Origin of the sequence: Butyrivibrio sp. INlla14 (assembly GCF_900102515.1) — a bacterium.
Classification (GTDB): Bacteria; Bacillota; Clostridia; order Lachnospirales; family Lachnospiraceae; genus Butyrivibrio.
In genome coordinates this window covers 80,119-105,283 of sequence record NZ_FMVS01000003.1, presented here as the reverse complement: position 1 = coordinate 105,283, position 25,165 = coordinate 80,119, and the positions used below count along the sequence as shown (strand labels likewise).

The 25,165-nt window shown below is 41.4% G+C and carries 21 protein-coding genes and 1 other annotated feature; of the genes, 15 read left to right on the top strand and 6 right to left on the bottom strand.

Annotated features, from left to right (window positions below; translation table 11 throughout):
- Positions 1–45 precede the first annotated feature (45 nt).
- Both BLO53_RS01785 and BLO53_RS01780 read left to right on the top strand, forming a co-directional pair.
- Complete coding sequence (locus BLO53_RS01785) at positions 46–2,523, top strand: clostripain-related cysteine peptidase (protein ID WP_092058667.1); 2,478 nt, start codon at positions 46–48, stop codon at positions 2,521–2,523.
- Between the two features lie 82 nt (positions 2,524–2,605).
- On the top strand, positions 2,606–3,415 hold the full coding sequence (locus BLO53_RS01780) for a YlmH/Sll1252 family protein (RefSeq protein ID WP_092058665.1): 810 nt from the start codon (positions 2,606–2,608) through the stop codon (positions 3,413–3,415).
- Between the two features lie 137 nt (positions 3,416–3,552).
- Here BLO53_RS01780 and BLO53_RS01775 read toward each other — a convergent pair whose 3' ends face one another.
- Positions 3,553–4,095 (bottom strand): glutathione peroxidase, encoded by a 543-nt coding sequence (locus tag BLO53_RS01775; protein WP_092058662.1) that lies wholly within the window; start codon positions 4,093–4,095, stop codon positions 3,553–3,555.
- A gap of 143 nt (positions 4,096–4,238) precedes the next feature.
- Here BLO53_RS01775 and BLO53_RS01770 point away from each other — a divergent pair, with 143 nt between their 5' ends.
- Entirely contained in the window at positions 4,239–5,174 is a 936-nt protein-coding gene (locus BLO53_RS01770) for a 3'-5' exonuclease (protein WP_092058660.1), read from the top strand.
- Here the strand turns inward: BLO53_RS01770 and BLO53_RS01765 are convergent.
- Positions 5,171–6,616 (bottom strand): D-alanyl-D-alanine carboxypeptidase family protein, encoded by a 1,446-nt coding sequence (locus BLO53_RS01765; RefSeq protein WP_242875269.1) that lies wholly within the window; start codon positions 6,614–6,616, stop codon positions 5,171–5,173. The genes BLO53_RS01770 and BLO53_RS01765 overlap by 4 nt on opposite strands.
- A gap of 81 nt (positions 6,617–6,697) precedes the next feature.
- Here BLO53_RS01765 and trmB point away from each other — a divergent pair, with 81 nt between their 5' ends.
- From trmB to BLO53_RS01750, 3 genes are read left to right on the top strand one after another with little or no spacing between them, the layout of a single operon-like run.
- A complete protein-coding gene (gene trmB, locus BLO53_RS01760; RefSeq protein ID WP_092058656.1) occupies positions 6,698–7,348 on the top strand; it encodes a tRNA (guanosine(46)-N7)-methyltransferase TrmB in 651 nt (216 codons plus the stop codon).
- Between the two features lie 3 nt (positions 7,349–7,351).
- Positions 7,352–7,672 carry a thioredoxin gene (gene trxA, locus BLO53_RS01755; protein WP_026489300.1) on the top strand — a complete coding sequence of 107 codons (321 nt, stop codon included), beginning with the start codon at positions 7,352–7,354 and terminating at the stop codon, positions 7,670–7,672.
- Between the two features lie 31 nt (positions 7,673–7,703).
- A complete protein-coding gene (locus BLO53_RS01750) occupies positions 7,704–8,489 on the top strand; it encodes an SH3 domain-containing protein (RefSeq protein WP_092058654.1) in 786 nt (261 codons plus the stop codon).
- A gap of 9 nt (positions 8,490–8,498) precedes the next feature.
- Here BLO53_RS01750 and BLO53_RS01745 read toward each other — a convergent pair whose 3' ends face one another.
- The gene (locus tag BLO53_RS01745; RefSeq protein WP_092058652.1) at positions 8,499–8,948 is read right to left on the bottom strand and encodes a hypothetical protein; all 450 of its coding nucleotides are present in this window, start codon (positions 8,946–8,948) and stop codon (positions 8,499–8,501) included.
- A 49-nt stretch (positions 8,949–8,997) separates the two neighbouring features.
- Here BLO53_RS01745 and murI point away from each other — a divergent pair, with 49 nt between their 5' ends.
- From murI to BLO53_RS01725, 4 genes are all read left to right on the top strand, one after another.
- On the top strand, positions 8,998–9,816 hold the full coding sequence (murI, locus tag BLO53_RS01740) for a glutamate racemase (RefSeq protein ID WP_092058650.1): 819 nt from the start codon (positions 8,998–9,000) through the stop codon (positions 9,814–9,816).
- A 179-nt stretch (positions 9,817–9,995) separates the two neighbouring features.
- The gene (gene nrdD, locus BLO53_RS01735) at positions 9,996–12,227 is read left to right on the top strand and encodes an anaerobic ribonucleoside-triphosphate reductase (RefSeq protein WP_092058648.1); all 2,232 of its coding nucleotides are present in this window, start codon (positions 9,996–9,998) and stop codon (positions 12,225–12,227) included.
- Between the two features lie 114 nt (positions 12,228–12,341).
- Positions 12,342–12,890, top strand: a complete 549-nt coding sequence (nrdG, locus tag BLO53_RS01730; RefSeq protein WP_092058646.1) for an anaerobic ribonucleoside-triphosphate reductase activating protein — start codon at positions 12,342–12,344, stop codon at positions 12,888–12,890.
- Between the two features lie 146 nt (positions 12,891–13,036).
- Positions 13,037–14,059, top strand: coding sequence for a sugar kinase (locus BLO53_RS01725; RefSeq protein ID WP_176757115.1), 1,023 nt, complete (start codon positions 13,037–13,039; stop codon positions 14,057–14,059).
- Positions 14,060–14,715: 656 nt separating this feature from the next.
- On the opposite strand, the gene BLO53_RS01720 is transcribed toward BLO53_RS01725, so the two are convergent.
- On the bottom strand, positions 14,716–15,897 hold the full coding sequence (locus tag BLO53_RS01720; protein WP_092058642.1) for a hypothetical protein: 1,182 nt from the start codon (positions 15,895–15,897) through the stop codon (positions 14,716–14,718).
- A gap of 190 nt (positions 15,898–16,087) precedes the next feature.
- Positions 16,088–16,356 (top strand) — a binding site (T-box leader).
- Positions 16,357–16,454: 98 nt separating this feature from the next.
- Between BLO53_RS01720 and proS the strand changes: the two genes are divergently transcribed.
- Complete coding sequence (gene proS / locus BLO53_RS01715) at positions 16,455–17,885, top strand: proline--tRNA ligase (protein WP_092058640.1); 1,431 nt, start codon at positions 16,455–16,457, stop codon at positions 17,883–17,885.
- Between the two features lie 77 nt (positions 17,886–17,962).
- Here the strand turns inward: proS and BLO53_RS01710 are convergent, their stop codons facing one another.
- Together BLO53_RS01710 and BLO53_RS01705 are read right to left on the bottom strand one after the other, a co-directional pair.
- The gene (locus BLO53_RS01710) at positions 17,963–19,648 is read right to left on the bottom strand and encodes a GGDEF domain-containing protein (protein WP_092058638.1); all 1,686 of its coding nucleotides are present in this window, start codon (positions 19,646–19,648) and stop codon (positions 17,963–17,965) included.
- The gene (locus BLO53_RS01705) at positions 19,641–21,365 is read right to left on the bottom strand and encodes a GGDEF domain-containing protein (RefSeq protein WP_092058636.1); all 1,725 of its coding nucleotides are present in this window, start codon (positions 21,363–21,365) and stop codon (positions 19,641–19,643) included. Before BLO53_RS01705 ends, BLO53_RS01710 begins: the two co-directional genes overlap by 8 nt.
- A gap of 100 nt (positions 21,366–21,465) precedes the next feature.
- Here BLO53_RS01705 and BLO53_RS01700 point away from each other — a divergent pair, with 100 nt between their 5' ends.
- From BLO53_RS01700 to BLO53_RS01685, 4 genes are all read left to right on the top strand, one after another.
- Complete coding sequence (locus tag BLO53_RS01700; protein ID WP_092058634.1) at positions 21,466–22,809, top strand: CCA tRNA nucleotidyltransferase; 1,344 nt, start codon at positions 21,466–21,468, stop codon at positions 22,807–22,809.
- A gap of 10 nt (positions 22,810–22,819) precedes the next feature.
- On the top strand, positions 22,820–24,487 hold the full coding sequence (locus BLO53_RS01695) for a PEGA domain-containing protein (RefSeq protein WP_092058632.1): 1,668 nt from the start codon (positions 22,820–22,822) through the stop codon (positions 24,485–24,487).
- Between the two features lies 1 nt (position 24,488).
- Positions 24,489–24,728 carry an RNA-binding S4 domain-containing protein gene (locus BLO53_RS01690; RefSeq protein WP_026489491.1) on the top strand — a complete coding sequence of 80 codons (240 nt, stop codon included), beginning with the start codon at positions 24,489–24,491 and terminating at the stop codon, positions 24,726–24,728.
- A gap of 70 nt (positions 24,729–24,798) precedes the next feature.
- The gene (locus tag BLO53_RS01685; protein WP_026489492.1) at positions 24,799–25,110 is read left to right on the top strand and encodes an FtsB family cell division protein; all 312 of its coding nucleotides are present in this window, start codon (positions 24,799–24,801) and stop codon (positions 25,108–25,110) included.
- Positions 25,111–25,165 lie beyond the last annotated feature (55 nt).

Here is a 25,165-nt window from a genome sequence, read left to right as displayed (position 1 = left end):
AATATGGATTTGTCAGATTAAAGATAATAATTTAGGAGGCAGTAAATGGAAGATCGACCTGTAGGACGAAAGAAAAAAGTTGGCGAAGGCGGTTCTGGAGTACATAAAAGAGGCGAAGGCCTTGGAGGAGGCCCGGTAGGATCAAACTCTGGCCTTCCAGGAGGTAACGCTTCTTCTGGTGGAAATGGCGGCGGAATGAACAGATCCGGTGGCAGAAGTCCCCTGTTTGCAATAATAATTGTGTTATTCTTGCTATTAGGTGGAGGCGGAGGCCTTACATCTCTTTTAGGCGGCGGAGGCTCTGGAGATTATGAGGAAGTTGCTCAGCCACAGTATAGCAATACACAGACACAGACAACTCAGACACAGACATCTGATATGACGTCAGGTTATGGCGGAAGCGGCCTTTCTATGCTCAGCACCCTCCTTGGAAGTGGAAGCATGCCTTATTCAGGTGGAAATATGGCCTCAGCCAGCTGGAGCGATACACCAAACACAGGTAAACTAGATACTTCTGTTGCCTCAAATGCACGAGCAAAGAGAACAGTCATAAAGGGAAATGGCCAGGATACCATCACTATTCTAGTCTATATGTGTGGAGCAGACCTCGAGTCCAGAAGCGGCATGGCTTCCAAGGATATTCAGGAAATGCTCTCCGCAAGGCTTGGAGATAAGATAAACCTCATACTCTACACAGGTGGAGCCAAGCAGTGGCAGAACAATGTGATATCAAGTTCTACAAATCAGATTTATCAGGTAAAAGATGGAAAGCTCATTTGCTTAAATGACAATCTTGGAAGCGTTCCTATGACTAAGCCTGATACACTTTCAGGATTTATCAAGTGGGGCGCAAAGAGTTTTCCCGCAGACAGATATGAACTTATCTTCTGGAATCATGGCGGCGGCTCAACAGGCGGCTATGGCTATGATGAGAAATTCCCTACAGCAGGAGCAATGTCACTTTCAGGAATAAATAAGGCCCTTAAGGATGGTGGAGTTACCTTTGATTTTGTTGGCTTTGATACCTGTCTTATGGCTACAGTGGAGAACGCTCTTGTTGTATCAAATTACGCAGATTACCTTGTGGCATCAGAAGAGACAGAGCCAGGTGTGGGCTGGTACTACACAGACTGGCTGACAGCACTTGGAAGCAATACTTCCATGGAAACAATAGAAATAGGCAAAAATATTATTGATTCCTTTACAAGTGCCTGTGCTCAGACCTGCCCAGGACAGAAGACAACACTTTCACTTATTGACCTTGCAGAGTTGTCACAGACAGTGCCATCAGAACTTGCGGATTTTTCCAAGGATACCTCAGAAATGATAAAGAGTAACGAATACTCAGCAGTATCCAATGCCCGCAGCAGTACAAGAGAGTTTGCATCATCCTCCAGAATCGATCAGGTAGATCTCGTGGATTTTGCCAACAGGATTGGAACAGATGAGGCAAAAGAGCTGGCAACTGCCTTAAAGGGATCCATTAAGTACAATAGAACAAGCTCAAATATGACAAATGCATATGGCCTTTCAATCTACTTCCCATACAAGAAGGCCTCAAAAGTAGATTCTATGGTTGGAACCTATGAGGACATCGGAATGGATGAGGAATATGCAAAATGTATCCAGAATTTTGCATCATTAGAAGTCGCAGGACAGGTTGCTGCAGGCGGAACAGGTAGCCCTATGGGATCTCTTTTTGGAGACCAGACATTTAGCCAGGGCAGCGGAGTTTCATCAGCAGATATGATATCTCAGCTCCTGTCAACCTTCCTTTCAAGTGATTTTAGTAGCATATCCGGACTTACATCATCAAACAGCAGCTTTATTGGCAAGAATCTGGATGTTGAGCAGGCGGCGCAATATATAGCTGCCAACCAGTTTGATCCTTCAGCACTTATCTGGACAACCAATGCTGAAGATTATACCTGCATAACTCTTTCACCTGATCAGTGGAAACTGGTACAGGATTTAAAGCTTAATCTGTATTACGATGATGGAGAAGGCTATATAGACCTGGGCTATGATACAACCTTTGAATTTGACGAAGAGGGCAACCTCATGGCACCAGATGACAAAACCTGGCTTTCTATAGATGGTCAGATAGTTGCATTTTATGTGATCGATGTTCAGGGCGATGATAGTAGCTATGCCATAACTGGTCGCGTACCATGCGAGCTGAACGGAGAGAGGTGCAACCTTATCCTGGTATTTGATTCTGAAAACGAAGACGGCTATGTTGCCGGAGCCTGCTATGACTATGTAGAGGGTGAAACAGAGACGATAGCCAAAAACCTTACAGAAATTCAAGAGGGCGACACCATCGACTATGTATGTGATTACTATAACTATGATAAATCCTTCCAGCAGAACTACTACCTGGGAGAACAGGTTGTAGTAGACAAAGATATGTCAGAAATGGAGATAATCAATCTCCCTGTAGGCGAAGGCAAGGTATATGCAACCTACTGCTTCACAGATATTTATGGCCAGAAATACTGGACACCTACACTTACATATTGATTGTAGGATGAGATAAAAAGATATTATAATTAAGCCCAGGACAGTTATTTGCCCTGGGCATATTTTTTGAAGGAGTATCAAGGTGGAAGAAAAAACAAAAGATTTTCTGGCTGGAAGGGTTCGAGATCTGGCGGGAAGAGCATATATGAACGGCTTTGTGACTCACACAGATTTTTTGTCAGTGTCAGAACTTGCCATGTTTTATCAGATATTAGCAGCAGATGGAGTACCTTCAAACGTTCATGAATACTGCGGCGCAAGATACGTAGCTTATGGCGGTATCGATGATGCAGAGAGGAGAATGATCTGTTTTTTGCCGGATTATATGGATGAAGAAAGCTTTTTACTATCTGAAAATGCTGAAAACAGCGTATGTAAGTGTGTTCATGTGACACCTCTAAATAACAAATTTGCAGATGACCTTAATCATAGAGACTATCTTGGAAGTGTTATGAATCTAGGTATAGAGCGTGATCAGATTGGTGATATTCTGGCAGGAGACAAGGAAGCATTCATTTTTGCAACTCCCGATATTGCTGAAATGATGGTAAAAGAGCTTATCAGGATTCGCCACACCTCTGTAAGATGCGAGATAGTAAATGCGGCAGAGTGCAACATAGTGCCAAAATTTGAAGAAATATCAGGGAGCGTTGCTTCAGAGAGAATTGATGCAATCCTGGCCTTTGTGTACCATTTGTCCAGATCAGAGGCTCAAAAACTTATAGAAAGCGAGTCTGTTTTTATAGATGGAAGGACGGCTTATAGCGGTGGATACGATCTTAAAGCAGGTTCAAGGGTGTCAGTTAGAGGCCACGGGAAATTCATATACCTTGGAACAACAAATATTACCAGAAAAGGCAGGCTTTTTGTGACTGCAAGAGTATTCAGATGAGCTGATGCTAATGAAAGTTTATTAAATTATAAAGAATTATGGAAAAAGGAGAAAGGATCATGCGCAATACCATACGCTGACCCTTTCTTCTTTTTTGTATTGTTTATGTAAATTAATGTGTAAGGAGAATGCAAAAATCAAAGGAGAGAAGCAACACACTCAGAAACCTTCTTCATGTCTGCTGTAGGCTCGAAACGAGCAACAACATTACCTTCTCTGTCTATTACAAACTTAGTGAAATTCCACTTGATATCAGGATTATTCTTGTAATCCTTGTCAATCTTCTTGAGCATTACGCTCATTGCAAGTGCTGCAGGACTCTTACCAAAGCCCTCGAAGCCCTTCTGCTCCTTGAGGAACTTGTAAAGAGGAAGCTGGCCCTCGCCGTTAACATCAGATTTTGTCATCTGAGGGAACTTTGTATTGTAGTGGAGCTGGCAGAATTCATGAATCTCCTCATCTGTGCCAGGAGTCTGCCCAGCAAACTGGTTACAAGGAATATCAAGAACTTCAAATCCCTTTTCATTAAACTCTTCATACATAGCCTCAATGTCCTTGTAATGAGGAGTAAAGCCGCAACCTGTAGCAGTATTAACTACAAGAACAACCTTGCCCTTAAAAGTCTCCATTGAAACCTGATTGCCCTGAGCATCAGTGACAGAATAATCATAGAATCCCATTTCTATTACCTCCGAAATAAACTATTTAACATTCGATAATTAACAACGTTCGATTTATTTAAATTATATTGCGCACAATCTAAAATGTCAATAGAAAATTTAAAAATATTGCAAAAAATAAGTTAGCATTTTATAGTTGTCTTATGAAAAATTACATTGTTTTTGACCTGGAATGGAATCAGGGAGAGGCACCAGTAACCGAAAACGGCAAGACTCTCATATTTGAGATTGTAGAAATAGGTGCCGTAAAACTTAATGAGAAAAAAGAAAAAGTAGGCGAGTTTTCCAGACTTATAAAACCTCAGGTATTCAAGCAGATGCACAGGATCACAGGCAAACTCATCCATCTTACTATGGAAGACCTTGAAAAAGGAGGATCTTTCCAGGAAGTGGCATCTGAGTTCCTAAGCTGGTGTGGAGAAGGCGCTGAGTTTTGCAGCTGGGGACCGTTGGACCTTACGGAGTTCCAGAGAAACCTGGATTTCTTTGGCATGCCTCTTTTATCTGACAGACCTATAGCCTTTTATGATGTTCAGAAGCTCTACTCACTTGCATTTGATGACGGCAAGTCCAGAAAGAGTTTATCAACAGTTGTTGATGAGCTTGGAATGGAAAAAGATATACCTTTTCATAGAGCGCTAGCAGATGCTGAGTATACAGCCAGAATCTTTAAGAGACTAAATGACAAGGTTTTGCAGAAGGTTTCTTTTGATACCTATGTGACCCCCAAGACAAGAAAACAGGAGATAAAAATTACCTTTGATAATTACTTTAAATATATTTCAAGGGAATTTGATACCAAGGAAGACATCCTGGAAAATATAGAAATAATGAGCACCAAATGCTATATCTGTCACAGGAACATCAGGCGTAAGGTCAAGTGGTTTACACCAAACAGTAAACACTATTATTCTGTGGCATATTGTGAGCTTCATGGTTTTATGAAATCCAAAGTCAGGATAAAGAAAGCTGAAAACGGCAGGTTATTTGTGGTAAAGACCTGTAAGTTTATCCAGCCAGAAGATGTGGAAGCCATGAAGATAAAACAGAGAAAAATAAAGAAAAGGCCCGTGGATTAAAACTTCACGTGGCCTTTTTTATATTCTTTCTTTCTTCTGCGATAGCGCATCCTGTCGCTCTTACTGGTGTATTTGTGGCTAAAGTGGACTCTGGTGATAACAGAGCAGATCAAAGTTGTAAGTAAAACGAAAACCACTGCAAACACGAATAGATATTTAACATTAATATATGTTGTATGAGTATGGGATGAGCCGCCTCTGGATCCATCAGAGCTACTACCCTCATAGCACAAAAGCGCATTTCCTATTGGAACCTCGTTAAAAGTGTAGATAACCTTGGCTAGAGCATTTGGATTAACCGTCAGATCATTTTGTGTAAGATCATAGGATACGGTGTAGGTTGTGTCTTCTATAGATGAGGTCTTAGGAATAATGATCGTGCTATTCTCATCAAGGCTTAAAATGGCGCCGGATTTGCCAAACACGTCATGCTCTGATTCAAAGAATAAAGAATCATTGGGCATATAACGGCTGTCATTCTGGGAAACATTTATAGCCTCAAAATTATTAAAACCATAGTTAAAAAGAACTGCTGTGTCAGTAAACTGAGAAGGGGATTCTTCCTTTAAAACAACGCATATAAGCTTGATCCCATCTCTTTCTGCGCAGGTTACAAGAGTTTCTCTGGCCTGGTCAGTGTACCCCGTCTTGCCACCAACTATTCCGTCATACTTAACTTCACCTGTGATCAGCTTGTGCTTGTTGTTTAAATAGAAGTCATCGGGCTGAGTGTCTGTTGCTGTAAAATGATATCTAGGAGTATTTCCAACCTTGCACAAAAGCTCATTGTCAAAAAAAGCTCTGGCTATCAGAGAAAGATCGTAAGCGCTTGTGTAATGGTCATCTGTCTGAAGCCCGTTAGGGTTACTAAAGTGAGTATTAGTGCATCCAAGCTCTTTGGCTCTTTTGTTCATAAGAGCAACAAATTCATCGATGCTGCCGCTTACATGTTCTGCTACAGCATTGGCAACCTCGTTGGCACTTCCAACCATGATTCCATAAAGCGCCTGCTCAAGCGTGATCGACTCGCCTACATCCATTCCAATAGAGGAACCATCTCTTGGTACGCTGAACACGGCATCATTTGAGAATGTGATCTTGTCGCCAAGGTTGGCATTTTCCACAGCTAAAAGACAAGTCATTATCTTAGTAGTACTGGCTGGGAAAAGTTCTTCGTGGATGTTCTTGGAATATAAAATAGTTCCGGTCCTGGCATCCATCAGTATAGCAGCTTCAGCCCCAATTGCAGGCCCTTCCGGCCAGCCGCTTGTCTCATTACTCTGTATGGGCAGCTCTTTTCTGGCTTCTGCCTCTGCCTGGAAATCTACAGTCTCTGCAAGCGCTGTCAGACGGAGCCCCCATAGGCTAATAAAGATAAGAAGACAGCCTAAAGCCGCGCGGTATTTGGTTTTTCTTTTGCAAAAGAAAAATAAGTGTCTCATAGTATATAGATAATACAATACTTTCCAAGTGGTCGCAAATGTTGTAAAATTCTCTTATAAGATTTATAGGTAGGATGAGAAATGCGTTTAAGAAATATTGCAGGTTCCAGAGAAGTTATTGCTGACAGTAAGTACACTGTCAAGAATCCAGAAACAAAAAAGGGACTCTGGAAAAAAGAAGTATTTGGTAATGACCACAAGATCCATATCGAGATAGGAATGGGGAAAGGTAGATTCCTTATGGATCTGGCAGAACTCAATCCAGATATCAACTATGTTGGAATTGAGAAGTATTCCAGTGTACTTCTTAGAGCAATTCAGAAGCAGGAGGAGAGACAGCTTCCAAATGTTATTTTTATCAGGATGGATGCTGAGAATATCACAGATGTATTTGCTCCTTCAGAGGTTGATAAGATCTACCTCAATTTCTCCGATCCGTGGCCCAAGGACAGACATGCCAAGAGGCGCCTTCCTTCCAGAGAGTTTCTGGGACGCTACGACAAGATCCTTAAAAGCGATGGAGTTGTAGAGTTCAAGACTGACAACAAGGACCTTTTTGATTTCGCAGTGGAAGAGGTAGAACCAGCAGGCTGGACCCTGGATGCAGTTACATATGATCTTCATAACGACCCAGTCATGAATGAGGGTAATGTAATGACGGAATATGAAGAGAAATTCTCATCACAAGGCAATCCAATCTACAAATACATTGTTAGCAGAAAGGGGAAGTAACTTATGGACTACAGTTTAAACAGTCAGAATTTCCAAGAAGAGGTTTTAAACAGCAAGATTCCGGTACTCGTTGATTTTTCCGCAGACTGGTGCGGCCCCTGCAAGATGATGGCCCCTGTTATCGATGAACTTGCTGGAGAGTATGAGGGAGAAATGAAGATTGGTAAAATCAATGTTGATCAGTCTCCTGATATCGCTCAGAAGTATAATGTTATGTCGATTCCAATGTTTGCTTTCTTCAAGAACGGAGAAGTTATTGAGACAGCGGTTGGAGCACTTAATAAGGCTAAATTACAAGGAATAATTGATAAAGTGCTGGCCTAAAGGTCAGCACTTTACTTTAGAGGTAGAAACGTTGGCGGATAAGATTACTAAATTTGAAGACTACAAGAGAAAAGACAACGTCGGGGATACAACAGATATTGATATCCAGATAGAAGACCCAATGAACTTCTTTAATGCCGAGGAGCGAGAGGAGTTCTATCAGGAGAGGCAGAAGGAGCAGGAAAGAGAGCTGGCACAGAATAGACCACCGATGCAGGAGGCGGCGCAGCAATATGCTCAGCCGCAGTATCAGCAGCCAGTGCAGCCTCAGCCCCAGTATTCACAGGATGACTACAGTCAGTTAGTTGACAATGCCTGGAACAAGGACTTGCCTGGAAATGATGGCAGGGATTATGAAGATGACTATGATCCCGATTACGATGAAGACTACGAAGATGGATATGATGAGGGCTATGACGAAGAGGAAGATTCTGAGGGAGGATTCCCAATTGAACTGTTCGTAAGAATCTCTTCTATCATCACTGGAGTTATCATTTTGGCCTTTTTAGCAATTGTATTAAAGGTCAAGGTTTACGACAGATATCTGGCACCAGATCCGGATGAAGAGCAGGTATCAGTTTCAGAACTGGCGCTTCCTAGCGGATATACAGAGAAAAATGACACAGTTGTAGTTACAGCTGAGATGCTCAATTTAAGATCTGTTGATAATTCCAGCAGTAAAGACACAGTTATGGGAACTGTAAACAAGGGTACGGAACTTAAAAGAGTTGCAGTGAATGCAGATAATAGCTGGGCGCTTGTTGAATACAATGGTCAGAGATTATATGCATCAATGAAATACCTTGAAGTAAAATAATGACATGGATCATCTTCTGCGGCTGTGGAGCCAGGTGTAGAACTTATCCACAGCTTCGGACAGATTGTCGCTGGTACGAGAACAGGATTCAGCGCAGCTAAGGACCTCTTCCAGAGAAGTGTTCTGAGCATACTGCGCGATTCTTTCTCCGCAGCTTTTTTCAAGTGAGCGATAATCCATATTGATCAAAAGAGTATTGTGCATCCCGCTTAAGGATCTATAAAGTTCGGGATATTTTTTTTGCACAATAGCAAGTTCATCCAGAATCTGTTCACGACTCTGAGTGCAGAACAAAAGATAGACTGACTCCACTATTTCTGGTGGTTCAATCTCATCCTGGTAGGAGTTATCTTCGTAGCCATCAAGGGTTGCGTAGTATTCGCAGATTTCCTGGACAAGGGAACCTACCTTGGAGTTATCATATAATTTTTGTAATTCATCAAATTTTTTTTCGCTCATAAATTAAGATTAATTGTTTTAAAAGAAAAAGTAAAGATAGGAAAAGCATATGAAAATAGGAATTTTTGATTCCGGGATAGGTGGGCTGTCCGTACTACATGAGGCTTACCACAGACTTCCGGGGCAAGAATACATATTTTACGCAGATACTGAGCATGTTCCTTATGGAACTAAGACTCCAGAGGAGATAGTTGGCTTTGCCATTGATAACGCTCAATTTCTCATAGATAAAGGCGCAGATGCACTTGTTGTAGCCTGCAATACAGCCACAAGTGTTGCTATTAAGGAGCTAAGACGCCGCTTTGACATCCCAATCCTTGGTATGGAGCCAGCTGTCAAGCCAGCTGTAGAGGGAACTGATGAAAAAAGGATCATGGTAATAGCCACTCCAGTTACCATCAGAGAGGATAAATTAAGAGACCTTCTTCACAGGGTAGATGAGGAGCATAGAGTAGACCTTAAACCCATGCCAAAGCTAGTAGAATTCGCAGAAAAAGAGATGTTTGACACGCCAGAAGTAATTGAGTATATTAGAAACTCATTTGCAGATCATGATGCATCTAAATATAGTGCACTGGTTTTAGGATGCACTCATTTTAACTATTTCAAGCCAGCATTCAGGGATTTCTTTGGCGCAGATACGCTTTTGGTAGATGGTAATTTTGGTACTGTTCATCATCTTGCAGACGTTCTTTCACTTGATATGAATACAGATCAAGATACAGAGGTCTATTTTGATGACTACCACAAGATGTTGGGGCAGTCTAAAACGGAATATTATTTCTCAAAAAAATTTATTGAAGATGAGAAAACTCTGGAACACTTGAAAAGACTGCATAATCGCCTCGAAGAGGTTCGAAAACTCTGAAATTAATAGACTTGAAATTAACAAAATATTGTATTATTATTTTAATGTAACTACAAGATATTGTGATTTCAAACAAATTAAAATATGTTTTCATGCCAGCTTTCTGCATGACAAACATATTTTTTATGGTCAAAAACCAGTTTATATAATAGTTTTTAGTTTATTTAGAGGGGGTTCCTATGAAGATCATCAAGAGAAGTGGTAAAGAGGTTGCATTTGATGTCAGCAAGATCATTGCAGCTATTGAGAAGGCCAACAACGAGGTCACTGAGGAGAAGAAGCTGACCCATGGCCAGATCATTGATATTGCCACAAGTGTAGAGAAATTATGCGCAACACTTACTCGTGCCGCCAGCGTTGAGGAAATCCAGGATATGGTTGAGGATGGCCTTATGAAGGCTGGTAAGTATGATGTTGCCAGAAAATATATTACATATCGTTATAAGCACGCCCTTGTTAGAAAATCCAACACAACAGATGAGCAGATCATGTCTCTTATCGAGTGCAATAACGAAGAGGTCAAGCAGGAAAATTCCAACAAGAATCCTACTGTTAACAGCGTACAGAGAGACTATATGGCTGGAGAAGTCAGCAAGGATATTACCAGAAGATTTCTTTTGCCTGAGGATGTTGTTAAGGCCCATGAAGAGGGACTTATCCACTTCCATGATTCAGACTATTTTGCACAGCACATGCACAACTGCTGTCTTGTAAACCTTGAGGATATGCTCCAGAACGGAACAGTTATTTCTGAAACCATGATCGAGCGTCCCAAGAGCTTTTCAACTGCTTGTAACATTGCAACACAGGCAATTGCGCAGATAGCCAGCTCACAGTATGGTGGACAGAGCATAACTCTTTCACACCTTGTTCCTTTCGTTGACGTGAGCAGACAGAAGTTCCGCAAGGAGGTTGCTCTTGAGTTTGAAACTGCTGGAGTCAAGGTCAACAAGAAGCAGGTAGATGAGATCGCAGAGATGCGTGTTAGAAAGGAAATTGAGAGAGGATGCCAGGTTATTCAGTATCAGGTCATCACTCTTATGACAACAAATGGACAGGCTCCATTCATCACTGTTTTCATGTATCTAGATGAGGTTCCAGAGGGACAGCAGAGAGAAGATCTTGCAATGGTGATCGAGGAGATGCTCAAGCAGCGTATTCTTGGTGTCAAGAACGAGAAGGGACAGCTTATCACACCTGCATTCCCTAAACTGATCTATGTTCTTGATGAGGACAATATTCACGAGGATTCCAAGTACTGGTACCTCACAGAGCTTGCTGCAAAGTGTACAGCCAAGAGACTTGTTCCAGATTACATCTCAGCCAAGAAAATGAAAGAACTCAAGAAAGGTGATGTATATCCATGTATGGGATGCAGATCTTTCCTGACACCAGATAGTGAAGAGAATGCTGAGGGCCTTTGCAATCAGGGCAACAAATCACATGCTCTTAACTATAAAGAGGGCGACCACAAGTACTACGGCCGTTTCAACCAGGGCGTTGTTACTATCAACCTTGTTGATGTAGCTTGCTCTTCCTACAAGAGTGAAGAGAAGTTCTGGGAAATCCTTGAAGAGAGAACTGAGCTTTGTAAGAGAGCACTTATGTGCAGACACAACAGGCTCCTTGGAACTCCTTCAGACGTAGCACCAATCCTCTGGCAGAACGGAGCACTTGCCAGATTACAGAAGGGTGAGGTAATTGATCCACTCCTTTTTGGAAATTATTCAACTATTTCTCTTGGTTACGCTGGACTTTGCGAGTGTACCAAGTACATGAAGGGTGTTTCTCATACTGATCCTAAGGGAAAAGATTTCGCGCTTAAGGTTATGCAGTTTTTAAATGACAAGTGCGCAAAGTGGAGAGCTGAGACCAATGTTGCCTTCAGCCTTTACGGAACACCACTTGAGTCAACAACTTATAAGTTTGCAAAATGCCTCCAGAAGCGTTTTGGAATTATCCCAGAAGTTACTGACAAGAACTATATTACAAATAGCTACCACGTTCATGTAACAGAGCAGATTGACGCATTCACTAAGCTCAAGTTTGAATCAGAGTTCCAGGCTCTTTCTCCAGGAGGAGCTATCAGTTATGTAGAAGTTCCTGATATGAACAGCAACATCGATGCTGTAATCTCAGTAATGAAGTACATTTATGAGAACATCATGTATGCTGAGCTAAATACCAAGTCAGATTATTGCCAGTGCTGTGGTTATGACGGAGAGATCAAGATAGTTACAGATACAGACGGCAAGCTTATTTGGGAGTGCCCTAACTGCGGAAACCGTGATCAGAACAAGATGAACGTTGCTAGACGTACATGTGGATACATCGGTACTCAGTACTGGAACCAGGGACGTACACAGGAGATAAAAGAAAGAGTGCTTCACATGAGCAATCCTAAGCTCTAATAAGACTCTTTTGAAATAATGCGTGGTAGGTAGACACGCGGGGGATTATGAAATTGAAATAGAAACAAGAGCCGGGAGAGTTGCCCCGGCTTTTGTTGTAGAAAGGCTAGAAATATGAACTACGGGCAGGTTTATTATAACGATGTAGCTAACGGCATAGGATGTAGGACAGCTCTGTTTGTAAGCGGATGTACTCATCACTGTAAGGGGTGCTTCAACGAGATGACCTGGGACTTTAATTATGGAGTGCCTTATACCAAAGAGGTTGAGGATGATATCGTGGAATCCTTAAAGCCTGAATACATCGCAGGCCTTACTATCCTTGGTGGAGAGCCTATGGAAGTTGTAAACCAGAAGGAGATAAAGCCCCTTATAGAGCGTATAAAAAGAGAAGTTCCCAAGGCTACCATATGGATTTACTCAGGATATCTATGGGAGGAGCTCACTGATCCTGATAACAAAAGGTGTCACAGCGAAGACACAGATGCTATCCTCTCAATGACAGATGTACTTGTGGATGGGGAGTTTATGCTGGATAAAAAGAATCTGATGCTTAGATTTAGAGGTTCTGAGAATCAGCGAGTCATAGATGTAAAGGCAACGCTTGAGAAGGGCGAGGTAGTCCTGTCAAAATATAACGATAAAGACACCTCCAGACTGTAAAGTTAAACGTTTTAATTCAAAATATTCCATATTTGGTACGATGTAAGCACTTACATTGGAATATCTTTTGATATATCATGTGCATTGTAAGCAATAAGATTTCGTTGAATTTATGGATGTATTAACACTTATGCTAGGAGGCCATTATGGGAGACGAGAGATTTGATCTTTTAACCTTCGGTGAGATTATGCTTCGCCTTTCACCACCCAATTATGAACGTATGACACGTGGTGATGTGTTTGATAAGAGGGCTGGTGGCTCCGAGCTTAATGTGGCATCAGGAGTTGCGCTTTTAGGACTTCGTACAGGTGTGATATCCAGACTTCCACAGAATGCCCTTGGAACTTTTATCAAGAACAGAATAAGGTTTGAGGGTGTTTCAGATGACTATCTGATCTATGATGAGTCACCTGAGGCTCGTCTTGGGATTTACTACTACGAGAATGGCGCAGCGCCACGTAAGCCATCTATTGTTTACGATAGAATGAATTCATCTATAACCAGAATTACTCTTGATGAGATTCCAGAAAGCGTCTACACTTCCACCAGAATGTTCCACACAAGCGGCATATCTCTTGCTCTTAACAAGAATACCTGCGAAGTGGCTACAGAGATGATAAAACGCTTTAAGAAGGGCGGAGCCTTAGTATCTTTTGACTGTAACTACAGAGCAAATCTCTGGAGCGAAGAGGATGCAAGGGCAGCTATCAAGAATATCTTGCCATATGTTGATATCCTCTTTGTATCTGAGGAAACATCAAGACGTATGATGCAGAAGGATGGCGACCTTCAGGACATCATGAGAAGCTACACCAAAGAGTATCCTGTAAAGATTGTATGTACAACACAGAGAGAGGTTATTAGTCCTCGCAAGCATAACTTTACATCTACAATCTATGATGCAGACAGAGATGAGTTCTTTACTGAGAAGCCTTATACAGATATTGATGTAATAGATAGAATTGGTTCTGGAGATGCTTATGTATCAGGTGTTCTGTACGGAATGCTCAAATACAACGATGTAGCCAAGGCTCTTGCCTATGGTAATGCCACATCAAGCGTCAAGAATACTATTCCTGGAGACCTTCCAGCAAGCGATCTTAGAGAGATCGATAGTATTATCAGAAACCACCAGTCAGATGGGCCAACTAGTGAGTTGAACCGCTGACATAGCAATGCCGATTTACGTTCGCCATAACGTATTTCCTTTATAAAACCTCTAATGACAAAAGACCTGGGTGACCAGGTCTTTTAGTCATTAATATAAAAAAGACTTCACAGAGCAAGTAGCTTAGTGGAGAATTTTTTGTAAAGGGAATAATATGTACAATAGGCTCAGCACTGCTTATTATAGTTCTTCAGTGTAGAACAAAAATATTCAGAACGTCTGTAGCATGGATAAAGAATCACATATAACAGCATTGAATAGATGGGCTTAAATCTTCAAACATCGGAATAATACATATATTTTAGCTTAATAATATTTATATCCGATGCCGGAATGACATGATAAAATATGAAGTTGAGTGCTACCAAGAGAAATGACAGGTAGGCGGTTGGCCATATCCTATAGAAAGGAGTTTTTGTTCAACAAAAATCTTGCTAAAGGAGGGCCTGCTTATGATTATTGAGATTATAGGTGCAGCTGCAGCTGTAATATCGATTTTTTCTGCCGGCGTTGCCGTAGGAAAATACATAAGTAAAAACGACCGCCCAAGCCAAGGAAACGGTCGTTTTTAACGATTAAATAAACTGGCCAACCTTCTATCAGGTAGCACTCTTTTTGTATCTTTATAATATCACATTCTAGGTTATTATCAAGCATCATATTGATACACTGAAACCTCCAGAAGATGCGGGCGCGGTGATTCCTCCGCCCATGGCGGCACCGGGCATTGATATTACTGGAGTAATCTGGCTTGATGAGCTACCGCCCAATATAGTTGCGGGGCTAGGAGATGAGCTTCCTGTTGAAATGGCACTTGAGTTTGCTGCCTTGGATTTCTCATGTTCCATGAGGCCTTTGAGATACTCTTTGTCAGCTTCAGCGATTTCTTTCATCTCTTTTGCGCGGTGTTTGATCTTTAACATTTTTAGATCATCTTCAGACATATTGGGGTCTGGTGCATATAGAGTCTCTGACAATTCAGTAAGATCAAGGTCTTCCATCATCTCAGACATGGCCTGATTCATTTGATCCATCATTTCAGTCATGCTCTGTGAGGATGTGTCTGCAACCTGCTCAGTATTTTCTGCTATCGATGCCATCATTTCTTCTAGCTCGTATTGGTTTTCTGCTAATAATTCTTCAAGAGACTGCTGGAGTTCATATTGAAGATCCATCTCTGGAATGTATTGGGGATCAACATCAAGGTCACCATCATTAGCAGCATCGGCTAATTCTTCGCTGTCCTCAAGTTCTTCCAATTCCTCAGGATTTTCAGCTTCGTCTTCTTTCTTTTTATCTTCTATTTCCTCAAGCGCAGCACCAAAGCCCTTTTGGTGACGCTCTACCATTTCTTCCTGCTCCAGGTGAACGGCTTTTTTCCTTGCTACCTGCTCCATTGATTTGGCGTGATCTATAGCAAGCTGAAGCTCTTCATCATCGTATTCGCCAGTGTTTCGAAGTCTTTTTAGGCGCATTACTTCGCGCTTTGCAGCCTGAACGGCGCTCCTTGCACTGACCGAGTTTTTACTGCGGATAATTTGTGAAGAAATTTTCTTGAAACTATATTGAAGTTTTTTCTTCTCATTAGATATTTCTTTAGATTTCTTTCTGGAGGCCTTAAGCTGGTCAGCGTAGCTTACGCTTTGCTCAACGACGCTGGATTTCTTTTCCTGTTTCCAGCGGTTATACTCCAGTTTTCTCAGCATATCAGAACTGGAACCTTCAGTATTTTCAATGCTTGGACCAGAGGTGGATTTTGACGCAGATTCGCCCCATGAAGATTTACCTGTGTACATATTTGAGTATGAAGTTACATTACTCAGAATACCTACTGACATTTGCATCCTCCATGACGCATCTGGCACAAAAATCCATTTTGGCACATTAATCCTTATCACTATTTATATCGGCAGTTTGATCGATTTAGTTTAGATGATATTTAATGTTTTACATTTTGGTCATATTATTTGATCCAAATCATTTCTTGACATTAATTTGAAATGTGAATAAAATCATCTTTAAATATATTTATAGACGTTGAAGAGGAATAGTAACTGCGTAGGCGTTTCAGAGAGAGGGCTATTGGTGCGAGGCTCTTACGACAAAACAGTGAACCTGCCTTGGAGTTCTGTGTGAGATTACTGATCACAAGCCATATTTAGAAACGTATTCGGAGAGTGACAGGTTATGTAAGCACAGCGTATCCCGCGTTAAGGGTTAATGAAGAGAAATCTGGAATATTTGCCATAGACCAGATTTAAATAGGGTGGTACCGCCGATTACCTTCGGTCCCTGTTGTAGGGATCAGGAGGTTTTTTTATGCCTTCAATCCCGCATTTTGTAACGCGCTGGTTTAGACCTGCGTAACACAGAAACAATGAAAAGGAGAAGAAAAATGGCAGACAAAAAACTCGTAGCAGAAATCACATCCATGGATGAAGATTTCACACAATGGTACACAGATGTGTGCATCAAGGCAGACCTTGTAAGCTATTCTAACATCAAGGGATGCATGGTTATCAAACCAGCAGGATATGCAATCTGGGAGCTCATCCAGAAGCATCTTGATGCAAGATTTAAGTCAACAGGCGTTCAGAACGCTTATCTTCCAATGTTTATTCCTGAATCACTTCTTCAGAAGGAGAAGGATCATGTAGAAGGCTTTGCTCCAGAGGTTGCATGGGTAACACACGGAGGACTTGAGCCACTTACAGAGAGATACTGTGTACGTCCTACATCAGAGACTCTTTTCTGCGATTACTACAAGAATGAGATCCATTCCTACAAGGATCTTCCACAGGTTCTCAACCAGTGGTGCAGCGTAGTTCGTTGGGAGAAGGAGACAAGACCTTTCCTTAGAAGCCGTGAGTTCCTCTGGCAGGAAGGACACACAGCCCACGCTACATTTGAAGAGGCAGAAGAGCGTACACAGCAGATGCTCAATGTATATGCTGACTTCCTTGAGAACGATATGGCGATTCCTGTAATCAAGGGACAGAAGACAGATAAAGAAAAATTCGCAGGAGCTGAGGCTACATATACTGTAGAAGCGCTTATGCATGATGGACGTGCTCTTCAGAGCGCAACCAGCCATAACTTTGGTGATGGATTTGCCAAGGCATTTGGAATCCAGTATGCAGGCAAGGACAACCAGCTTCACTATGTAAATCAGACTTCATGGGGACTTACAACACGTACAATCGGAGCTATGATCATGGTACATGGCGACAATTCAGGTCTTGTAGTACCTCCTAAGATCGCTCCAATCCAGGTTGTAGTTATTCCTATCCAGCAGAAGAAGGAAGGCGTACTTGAGGCAGCTAATAAGATTGCTGAGAGCCTTTCAGATTTCAGAGTTAAGGTTGATGATACAGACAGAACACCAGGCTTTAAGTTCGCTGAGCAGGAGATGAGAGGAATCCCAGTTCGTGTAGAGATCGGACCTAAGGACCTTGAGGCCGGCAAGTGTGTACTTTGCCGTCGTGATACAAGAGAAAAGATTGAATGTGCAATTGATGAAGTTCCATCCAAGATGGCAGAGCTTCTTGATCAGATCCAGAATGACATGTTCAATAGAGCTAAGGCACACCTTCAGGCGCATACATTTGCAGCTCACAACAAGGAAGAGTTTGCAGAGGCCTTCAAGGAGACAAAGGGCTTTGTAAAGGCTATGTGGTGCGGATGCCGTGAGTGTGAGGACAAGATCAAGGAAGAATACAATGTAACAAGCCGTTGCATTCCATTCGAGCAGGAGAATCTTTCAGACAAGTGTGTAGTATGCGGACAGCCAGCCAAGAAGATGGTTTACTGGGGAAGAGCATACTAATTCTATTAGTTTTATAAGGCAAAAGAAAAGCAGGAGCGCCAAGTTTGGTTCTCCTGCTTATTTTTTCCTAATACTGCTTAATCTCTTTTCATCAGGTGACTATAAAATTTGCGCTTGTATTCATACATTCTTTTATCAGCAAGCATGACTACTGAATGGGTATCTCTATCCTCGGTTTCTGACCTGTAAGCATATCCGTAAGATACGCTGTGGTTAGCTTCCGGATCTGTTTCATCAAGAGCAAGGAGCTTGGAATCAAGAGTCATCAGCATGGAATCCAGCAGCTCTTTTTCTATATTAGTAAAAAGAACTAAAAACTCATCGCCCCCAACTCGGAAATACTCGCCGGTTCCTTCAAATACATCTTTTAGGCATGTGGCGAAGGATTTAAGGAGATTATCTCCAGCGGGGTGACCTGAGTTATCATTAACTTCTTTTAGCCCGTTCAGGTCAAGGCTAAGAATACAGAAGTCATCCTCCGATTGATTAAGTTCCAAAAGTCTTTTATCACAGCTTACTCTATTAGGAATATCCGTCAGATTGTCAATATAGGCTATCTGCGTAAGGGAAGCATATTCCTGCCTCTGGGCAAAGGTTCTTGTCATAAAGATGAAATGATGTAATAGCTGCGTTATAACAAAGAACAGGCTTCCAGCTGGAACAAGGAAGTTTAGTACATAGCTTTGTCTATAGTCTACAATGACGCTTAGCATTCCGATAATACCATACACTGTAAAGGAAAGTGCCAGAACCGTTAGTCCCAGCATCTGGATCCTGGTGGATGGATTCTTGGATTTGGCCTTTATATCTCTTATGTCATAAACTATCAAAAGAACAAGTCCCAGAAGGCACATAGCATAAAATGGCATCCTGAAGTGATGGATGTGCACCCTGTTAAAAAGATGAAGAGCGATAAAGAGTCCGGCAAATATAAAACTTGAGAATCCCAGAAAGATTGTAACGGAATTGGACTGTCTCTTGTGAAGGATATAAACAAGAAGGTACATCAGGGGCAGAATAAGATACATTGCGGAGTATTCCAAAAATGTGGCAAAGGGAGTACTAACATAAAAATCAATCACGTCATAGGCATTTATCATCCACAGGCCGGTAACTGAGCTTAGTATAGAGCATACAACCTGAGAGGATACCCCAGTTGTCCTTACATAGAACAAAAGAGATATTATAAGGAATACTAATCCAAACAGGATTAGAAAAATGGATGTAAAGCCAGGGAAAAGAACAGAATTTAAAAGAATCCTGTAAATGTCATCATAATTGCCAAGGAGAGGACTTAAGATATCAGCTCTTGAGTCGTTTTCCGTAATATACATTATGATCGATAGCTTTTTTCCTGCATAATCCTGCGGAAGTCTCACGCTATGGAAACCGATGCCGATAAAGGCCGAACCAGAGGTGTCCTCTGTGTATTCCTTTTTTATCAGTGTGTCATCAAGATATACCTCATATGCACAGAACTGAGTTTTAAACATTAGATATGGGAATGGAGCGCCAATGTCGAAAAGGGGCTGAGTCATAGTAAGGGCCAGAATATCTCCCTTTGAAAAGGTGGTATCTATCTGGGACCCAAGGTGTTCTAAGTTTGTGTTTAGATAATGTTCATTGCGATAAGAAATGGTCCAACCCTTGTCAAGGGTAATAACAGGATATTTGGGGGTAAAAGAGAACACAAAACTAAGGCCGGCAATTATTGCCAGCATGAGAATAACAGCAATGATCAGGAAAGATCTCTTTTTATACATTAGCCGTCACCTCCTGATCTTCCTTTCCGTGATGCTCACGTTTCATCTCATACATCCTGTTGTCTGCCAGCATATAGACCTCATTGGCTGAACTGTTTGGAACCTCAAAGCTGTAGGAATATCCATAGGAAACGCTATACTGAAAAGCCTGTTCCTTATGATTCCAGTCGCTTATGATAGAGTAAAGCTCATGAATGCGCTTGGTGAGATTAAGAGTTCTATCTTCCATCAGTATTACAATGAATTCATCACCGCCCATGCGCCCTACAAGATTGGCATCCCAGAAACAATCAGATAGAATTGTGGCAAAACCCGTAAGGAGGCGGTCTCCTTCGTGGTGCCCAAGAGTGTCATTTACTTGTTTTAACCTGTTGAGGTCCAGACTTATAATGGCATAGGTGCTGTGCTGGGAAGAAAGCATCTGCATCACCTGTTCACATCGGGCTCTGTTTGAAAGACCTGTAAGCGCATCAGTATAGGCTAAATCTGCGATTTTGCTTTGCATAGATGCAATATTTGAACTAAATAAACTGTAATATAGATAGCTGATCATGAGGCAAACTACAAATATCAGGGCTCCAAGGGTAAAACCAGTAAGCGAAGCGTTGGTTTCACCACCTCCATGACCATATTTTAAAATGTTGTATCTGACGATATCTATTACGGAAAAAAGCATGAAAGCTACAAGGCCAAATACAAATATGTTGTCTGCAGCAAAAATATTTTTTACATTATCATTTCTGTGAGCAATATAGTCCCGGAATATCAGGAACACTGAAATGACAAATTCTATTCCGGAAACAATGTGCAGAACATGCGTAAAATCTGAGAATCTGGCTATATGAGAAAAATGAACAACTATAGAAGAAAGGAAAAAACCAATATCAAGGACAAAAAGGCCTGCAAAGATTTTTTTCGTTTTTCCATTATATACACTCATAAGGTAGCCCACTATTACAGTTGGAATGTTATAAAGCGAAGCATACTCAAAAATTGTATTGTTAAGGCTGTTATCAAGGAGCAGGTCGAAAACCCTGTAATAGGACATAACATATATGCCCAGCATGATAGAGATTAACCCGCTAAAGAGAATTCGAAGGTCATTACTGTGATAGATAAAAAGATATGGTGACAGGATTATAAGGATGATTCCCAAAGTAAACAAAAAGGCACCAACAGCGATAGGGATAGAAGACTTGTGAAAATCAAGAGTAAGGATGTCATCTCTTTCTCCAAGAAATATGTTTGAAAGTCCGGAAAAAGAGGCTTTTCTTCCACCAATTAGCTGAATGGTGAGAGTTTTTCCTGCGTAATCATCACCAAGACTGATATAGTGAGTCTTTTTTGGAACAGTATTTCTGGCCAGGTAATAGTCCATTCCAAAGTCATAGATAAGTTTCTCGTCCAGATAGACATAGACAAGAGCATGGATAGAATAGAAAGAAAGACATGGATTATCAAAGCCCACATCATCAAGAGTTCTAGAAATAATAACTTTTTCGAACTCATTTATTACTCCAATGTCGGCTTCAGAAATATCATCGCAGTGGAAAAGCTGTCCCTTACAACCTATTGTCCAATCATCGTCTAAAGAGATGACAGAATCAGGAGGAGTTACTATCAGATCCATCATCTTAACCGAAAAAATAGCGGTAAGTATCAGGATAATAACAGCAAAGGACAACAAGAAAATCTTAATCGCCTTTTGATATTTCATAATAAAATCCTCTTAATTACATATATTTAGTATACTTCCATTAACAGAAATTGCCTAGCATATTATTCACAAGTAAAGGTGTTTAAGCTATTATTGAGATATGAAGATTAATTTACCAGATAATGCAAAAATAATATTAGATACAATCCACCAAGCTGGATATGAGGCCTATGTGGTTGGGGGATGCGTCCGCGATGCAGTCCTGGGCAGGATACCAGGAGATTGGGATATTACCACAAATGCTCTGCCTCAAGATATCAAAAAGCTCTTTAGAAGAACCATTGATACAGGAATAGAACATGGAACAGTTACCGTCATGATGGGAAAAGAGGGATATGAGGTAACGACCTATAGAGTTGATGGAAAGTATGAGGATAACAGACATCCTAGCGAGGTTACATTCACAAAAAACCTGACAGAGGATATGAAGAGGCGTGACTTTACTATTAACGCCATGGCATATAGCGAAGAAGAGGGCCTGATAGACAGATTTGGAGGGATAGAAGATATCAAAAAAGGTCTGATCAGGTGCGTAGGAGAGCCAAGAGAGAGGTTTTCTGAGGATGCTCTCAGGATCATGAGAGCGATAAGATTTTCAGCTCAGCTTGATTACTCAATAGAAGAAAAGACTAAAGAAGCAATAAAAGAGCTTTCGCCTACTCTTGAGAAGATTAGTGCTGAGAGAATACAGGTTGAGCTTGTGAAACTTCTTTTGTCAGATCATCCAGAAAAAATGAGAGATGCATATGAACTTGGTATAACAAAGGTTATACTGCCTGAGTTCGATGCATGTATGGAAACAGAACAGAACAATATCCATCACGCTTACTCCGTTGGTGAGCACATCATAAAAGCTATGGAGGTAATAAGGCCAGACAGAGTATTAAGACTCACTATGCTAATGCATGATATGGCAAAACCTGCTACAATTACAGTAGATGAAGAAGGAATAAGCCACTTCCACGGACATGATGTGGAAGGTGTGAAAATGGCCAGGGATATTTTCAGAAGGCTGAAATTTGACAGAGATACCATGGATAAGGTTTGCAATCTTATCCTGCACCACGATGAAAGATTCGAAGCTACCCCCAGAAATGTTAGAAGAGCCATGAACCGCGTAGGCGTAGATGCTTTTAACGACTGGCTGGAGGTCAGACATGCAGACACTCTTGCCCAAAGCGAGTTTGCAAGAGAGGATAAGCTCAGAGATATTGATGATATAAGAGCCCTATACGAGGAAATCCTCAAGGAAAAAGAGTGTGTCACCCTAAAGGACCTTGCTGTAAACGGCAAAGACCTTATAGAACTTGGAGTAACGCCTGGAAAGACAATTGGAAATATACTAAGTAATATGCTTTCGGATGTTTTGGACAATCCAGAGCATAACACCAGGGAGTATTTGCTAGAGCCGGAGCGCCTAAGAGATTTTATGAGGGATCATTGAGGGGATAAAAGTGAAAAAGATATTGGCTCTTTTGTTAATTGGAGTAATGATCATGGCCTCAAATTCCGCAGTAGTATCAGAGGCTACAAGCGGTGGGAAGGTTAACGTTTCTCTTATTGGCAGGTATGATTCAGCTGATACTGCAGCCATTAGGTCTATTGATGTGGATAAAAAGGAAATACGACTTAGAAATCACTCCACAGGCAAGACCTATACCCTTAGCTACGACAATACCAGTATGATGTATGACATCTATGGAAGGGCTCTTTCTCCAAGGCTCTTGGAAGTTGGACAGATTGTAGATGTTACTTTTTTAAAGAGTACCAAGCATATCACAACGCTGGATGTTTCAAGGAAGGCGTGGACTATTGCAACTACAAGAGACCATGATTTTGTCAGATATGATGGCACAGCAAGAGTAGATGGCAGCATTTATAAGATTGATCCAAGGACTCTTATCATAGCCGAAGATCAGCTGGCTCTTGCAGAGGATATCCTTGAAACAGACACGGTTACAGTTTGTGGTATAGACAATGATATTTATAGCGTTGTTGTAGAGAGCGGGCATGGCTACGTGAGTCTATCATCTGAAATGGTGGAAAACCAGAGCCTTGTTGGAGCCTGGATTGAGCTTGATAACGCAGTGATTCACAAGATTTCGCCTAACATGCTCCTAAGTGCGCCTGAAGGGGACTACACACTTCAGATACTTGGAAATGGAGCCAATTATCAGACTGAAGTTAACATATCCCGTAATCAGGAGACAGTTGTTGATACAAGTGAAGTTAACATTTCAAGGCCCAAGGAAGGCCTTGTTACATTTGAGATTGAGCCGGAAACAGCAGAAGTTTTTGTGGACGGTCAGAGAGTTCTGACTAAGGTTCCTCAGAGCATCCAGTATGGTTATCACAATCTGAAAATCTTAGCGGAGGGCTATATTACCCAGACCAAGTACCTCAAAATAGGAACACCCAAGTCCGTTATCAGCTTATCTTTGGAAAAGGATTCTGCAGCAGTTGAAAGTAGTAGTGCGGCTTCAGCATCTACGCTTCCTCATAAGGAATCCTCTGATCTTAGCAACAAAGACGCAAGCAGGGATAAGAGCGCAAGCACAGCAACTACGGCTGAGCAAAAGAAAAAAGAAACAGTAAGCCAGAATTCATCTGATAATCCAGCGCAGAACAAAGTAATCGAGGGCTACAGGATATATGTGGATGAACCAAATGGAGCAGAGCTTTATTTTGATGGCAGTTATATTGGAATGATTCCATGTAGTATAGCCAAGATTTCAGGGAACCATGAAGTTATCCTGAAAAAAGATGGCTACGAGACAAAGAGTTATAGAATCCACATAGATACTTCGAAAACAGATCTTGATTATAAGTTCCCACCTATGATCAAGATAAAGTCTGATGAAGATTCATCATCAAGTGCTACGACAGCTTCAAGTTCATCAAAAGATGCTTCTTCAGATGCTTCATCAGAGAAATCTTCAGATTCATCAGGGGATGCTTCTTCAGAATCCAGTTCTGGCGGACAGGACTCCTCCAAGGATGCAAGTTCAGGAGAAAGCTCTGATGATAGTTCTTCTTCCTCATCATCTGATGGAGGAACACATTCAGGCAGTACAGAAATAAGCGATGCAGCAAGCACAGCCTCTGCATCTTCAGGAGATTAAAATGAGATTAGACAAGTATTTAAAAGTAACAAGACTTATAAAAAGACGCACAGTTGCCAACGAAGCCTGCGATGCAGGAAGAGTACAGATAAATGGCCGACCAGCCAAGGCTTCTGCAGAGGTGAAGGTTGGAGACAAGATTACGATTGGATTTGGTAACAAAGACGTAAATGTAGAAGTATTAGATGTGCAAGAAACCATCCATAAAGAGGACGTAAGTCAGCTTTATCGTTACATTTGACACGAAATAAAAAACTGTATTATTATAAATTTAGGTAAATATCAATATTTTTTGTATGAGGGAAAGAATTATGGCAAGGCGAGCACGCTATAAAAGGCGTCGCTTCCAAAATACGGCAGGTATGATCTGGGCTAGTATCGTAGTGTTGATCTTAGTCACGGTAGTATCTATATCGAGTGTTTCACTTGTTAAAAAAGCTAATGAATATCAGGCTAGAGAGGAGGCACTCGTTGCACAGATCGAAGAAGAAAATAAGAGAAGTGCAGAGATTGCCGAATTTGAGAAGTATACGCATACGCGTAAGTACATAGAGGATACAGCCAGAGATAAGTTGGGACTAGTATATCCCGGGGAAATTGTCTTTAGAAATGAAGACAACTGATCATGAACTAAGGCGCAGGCATCAATACGAGGAAACGTATGAAGTCTGCGCTTTG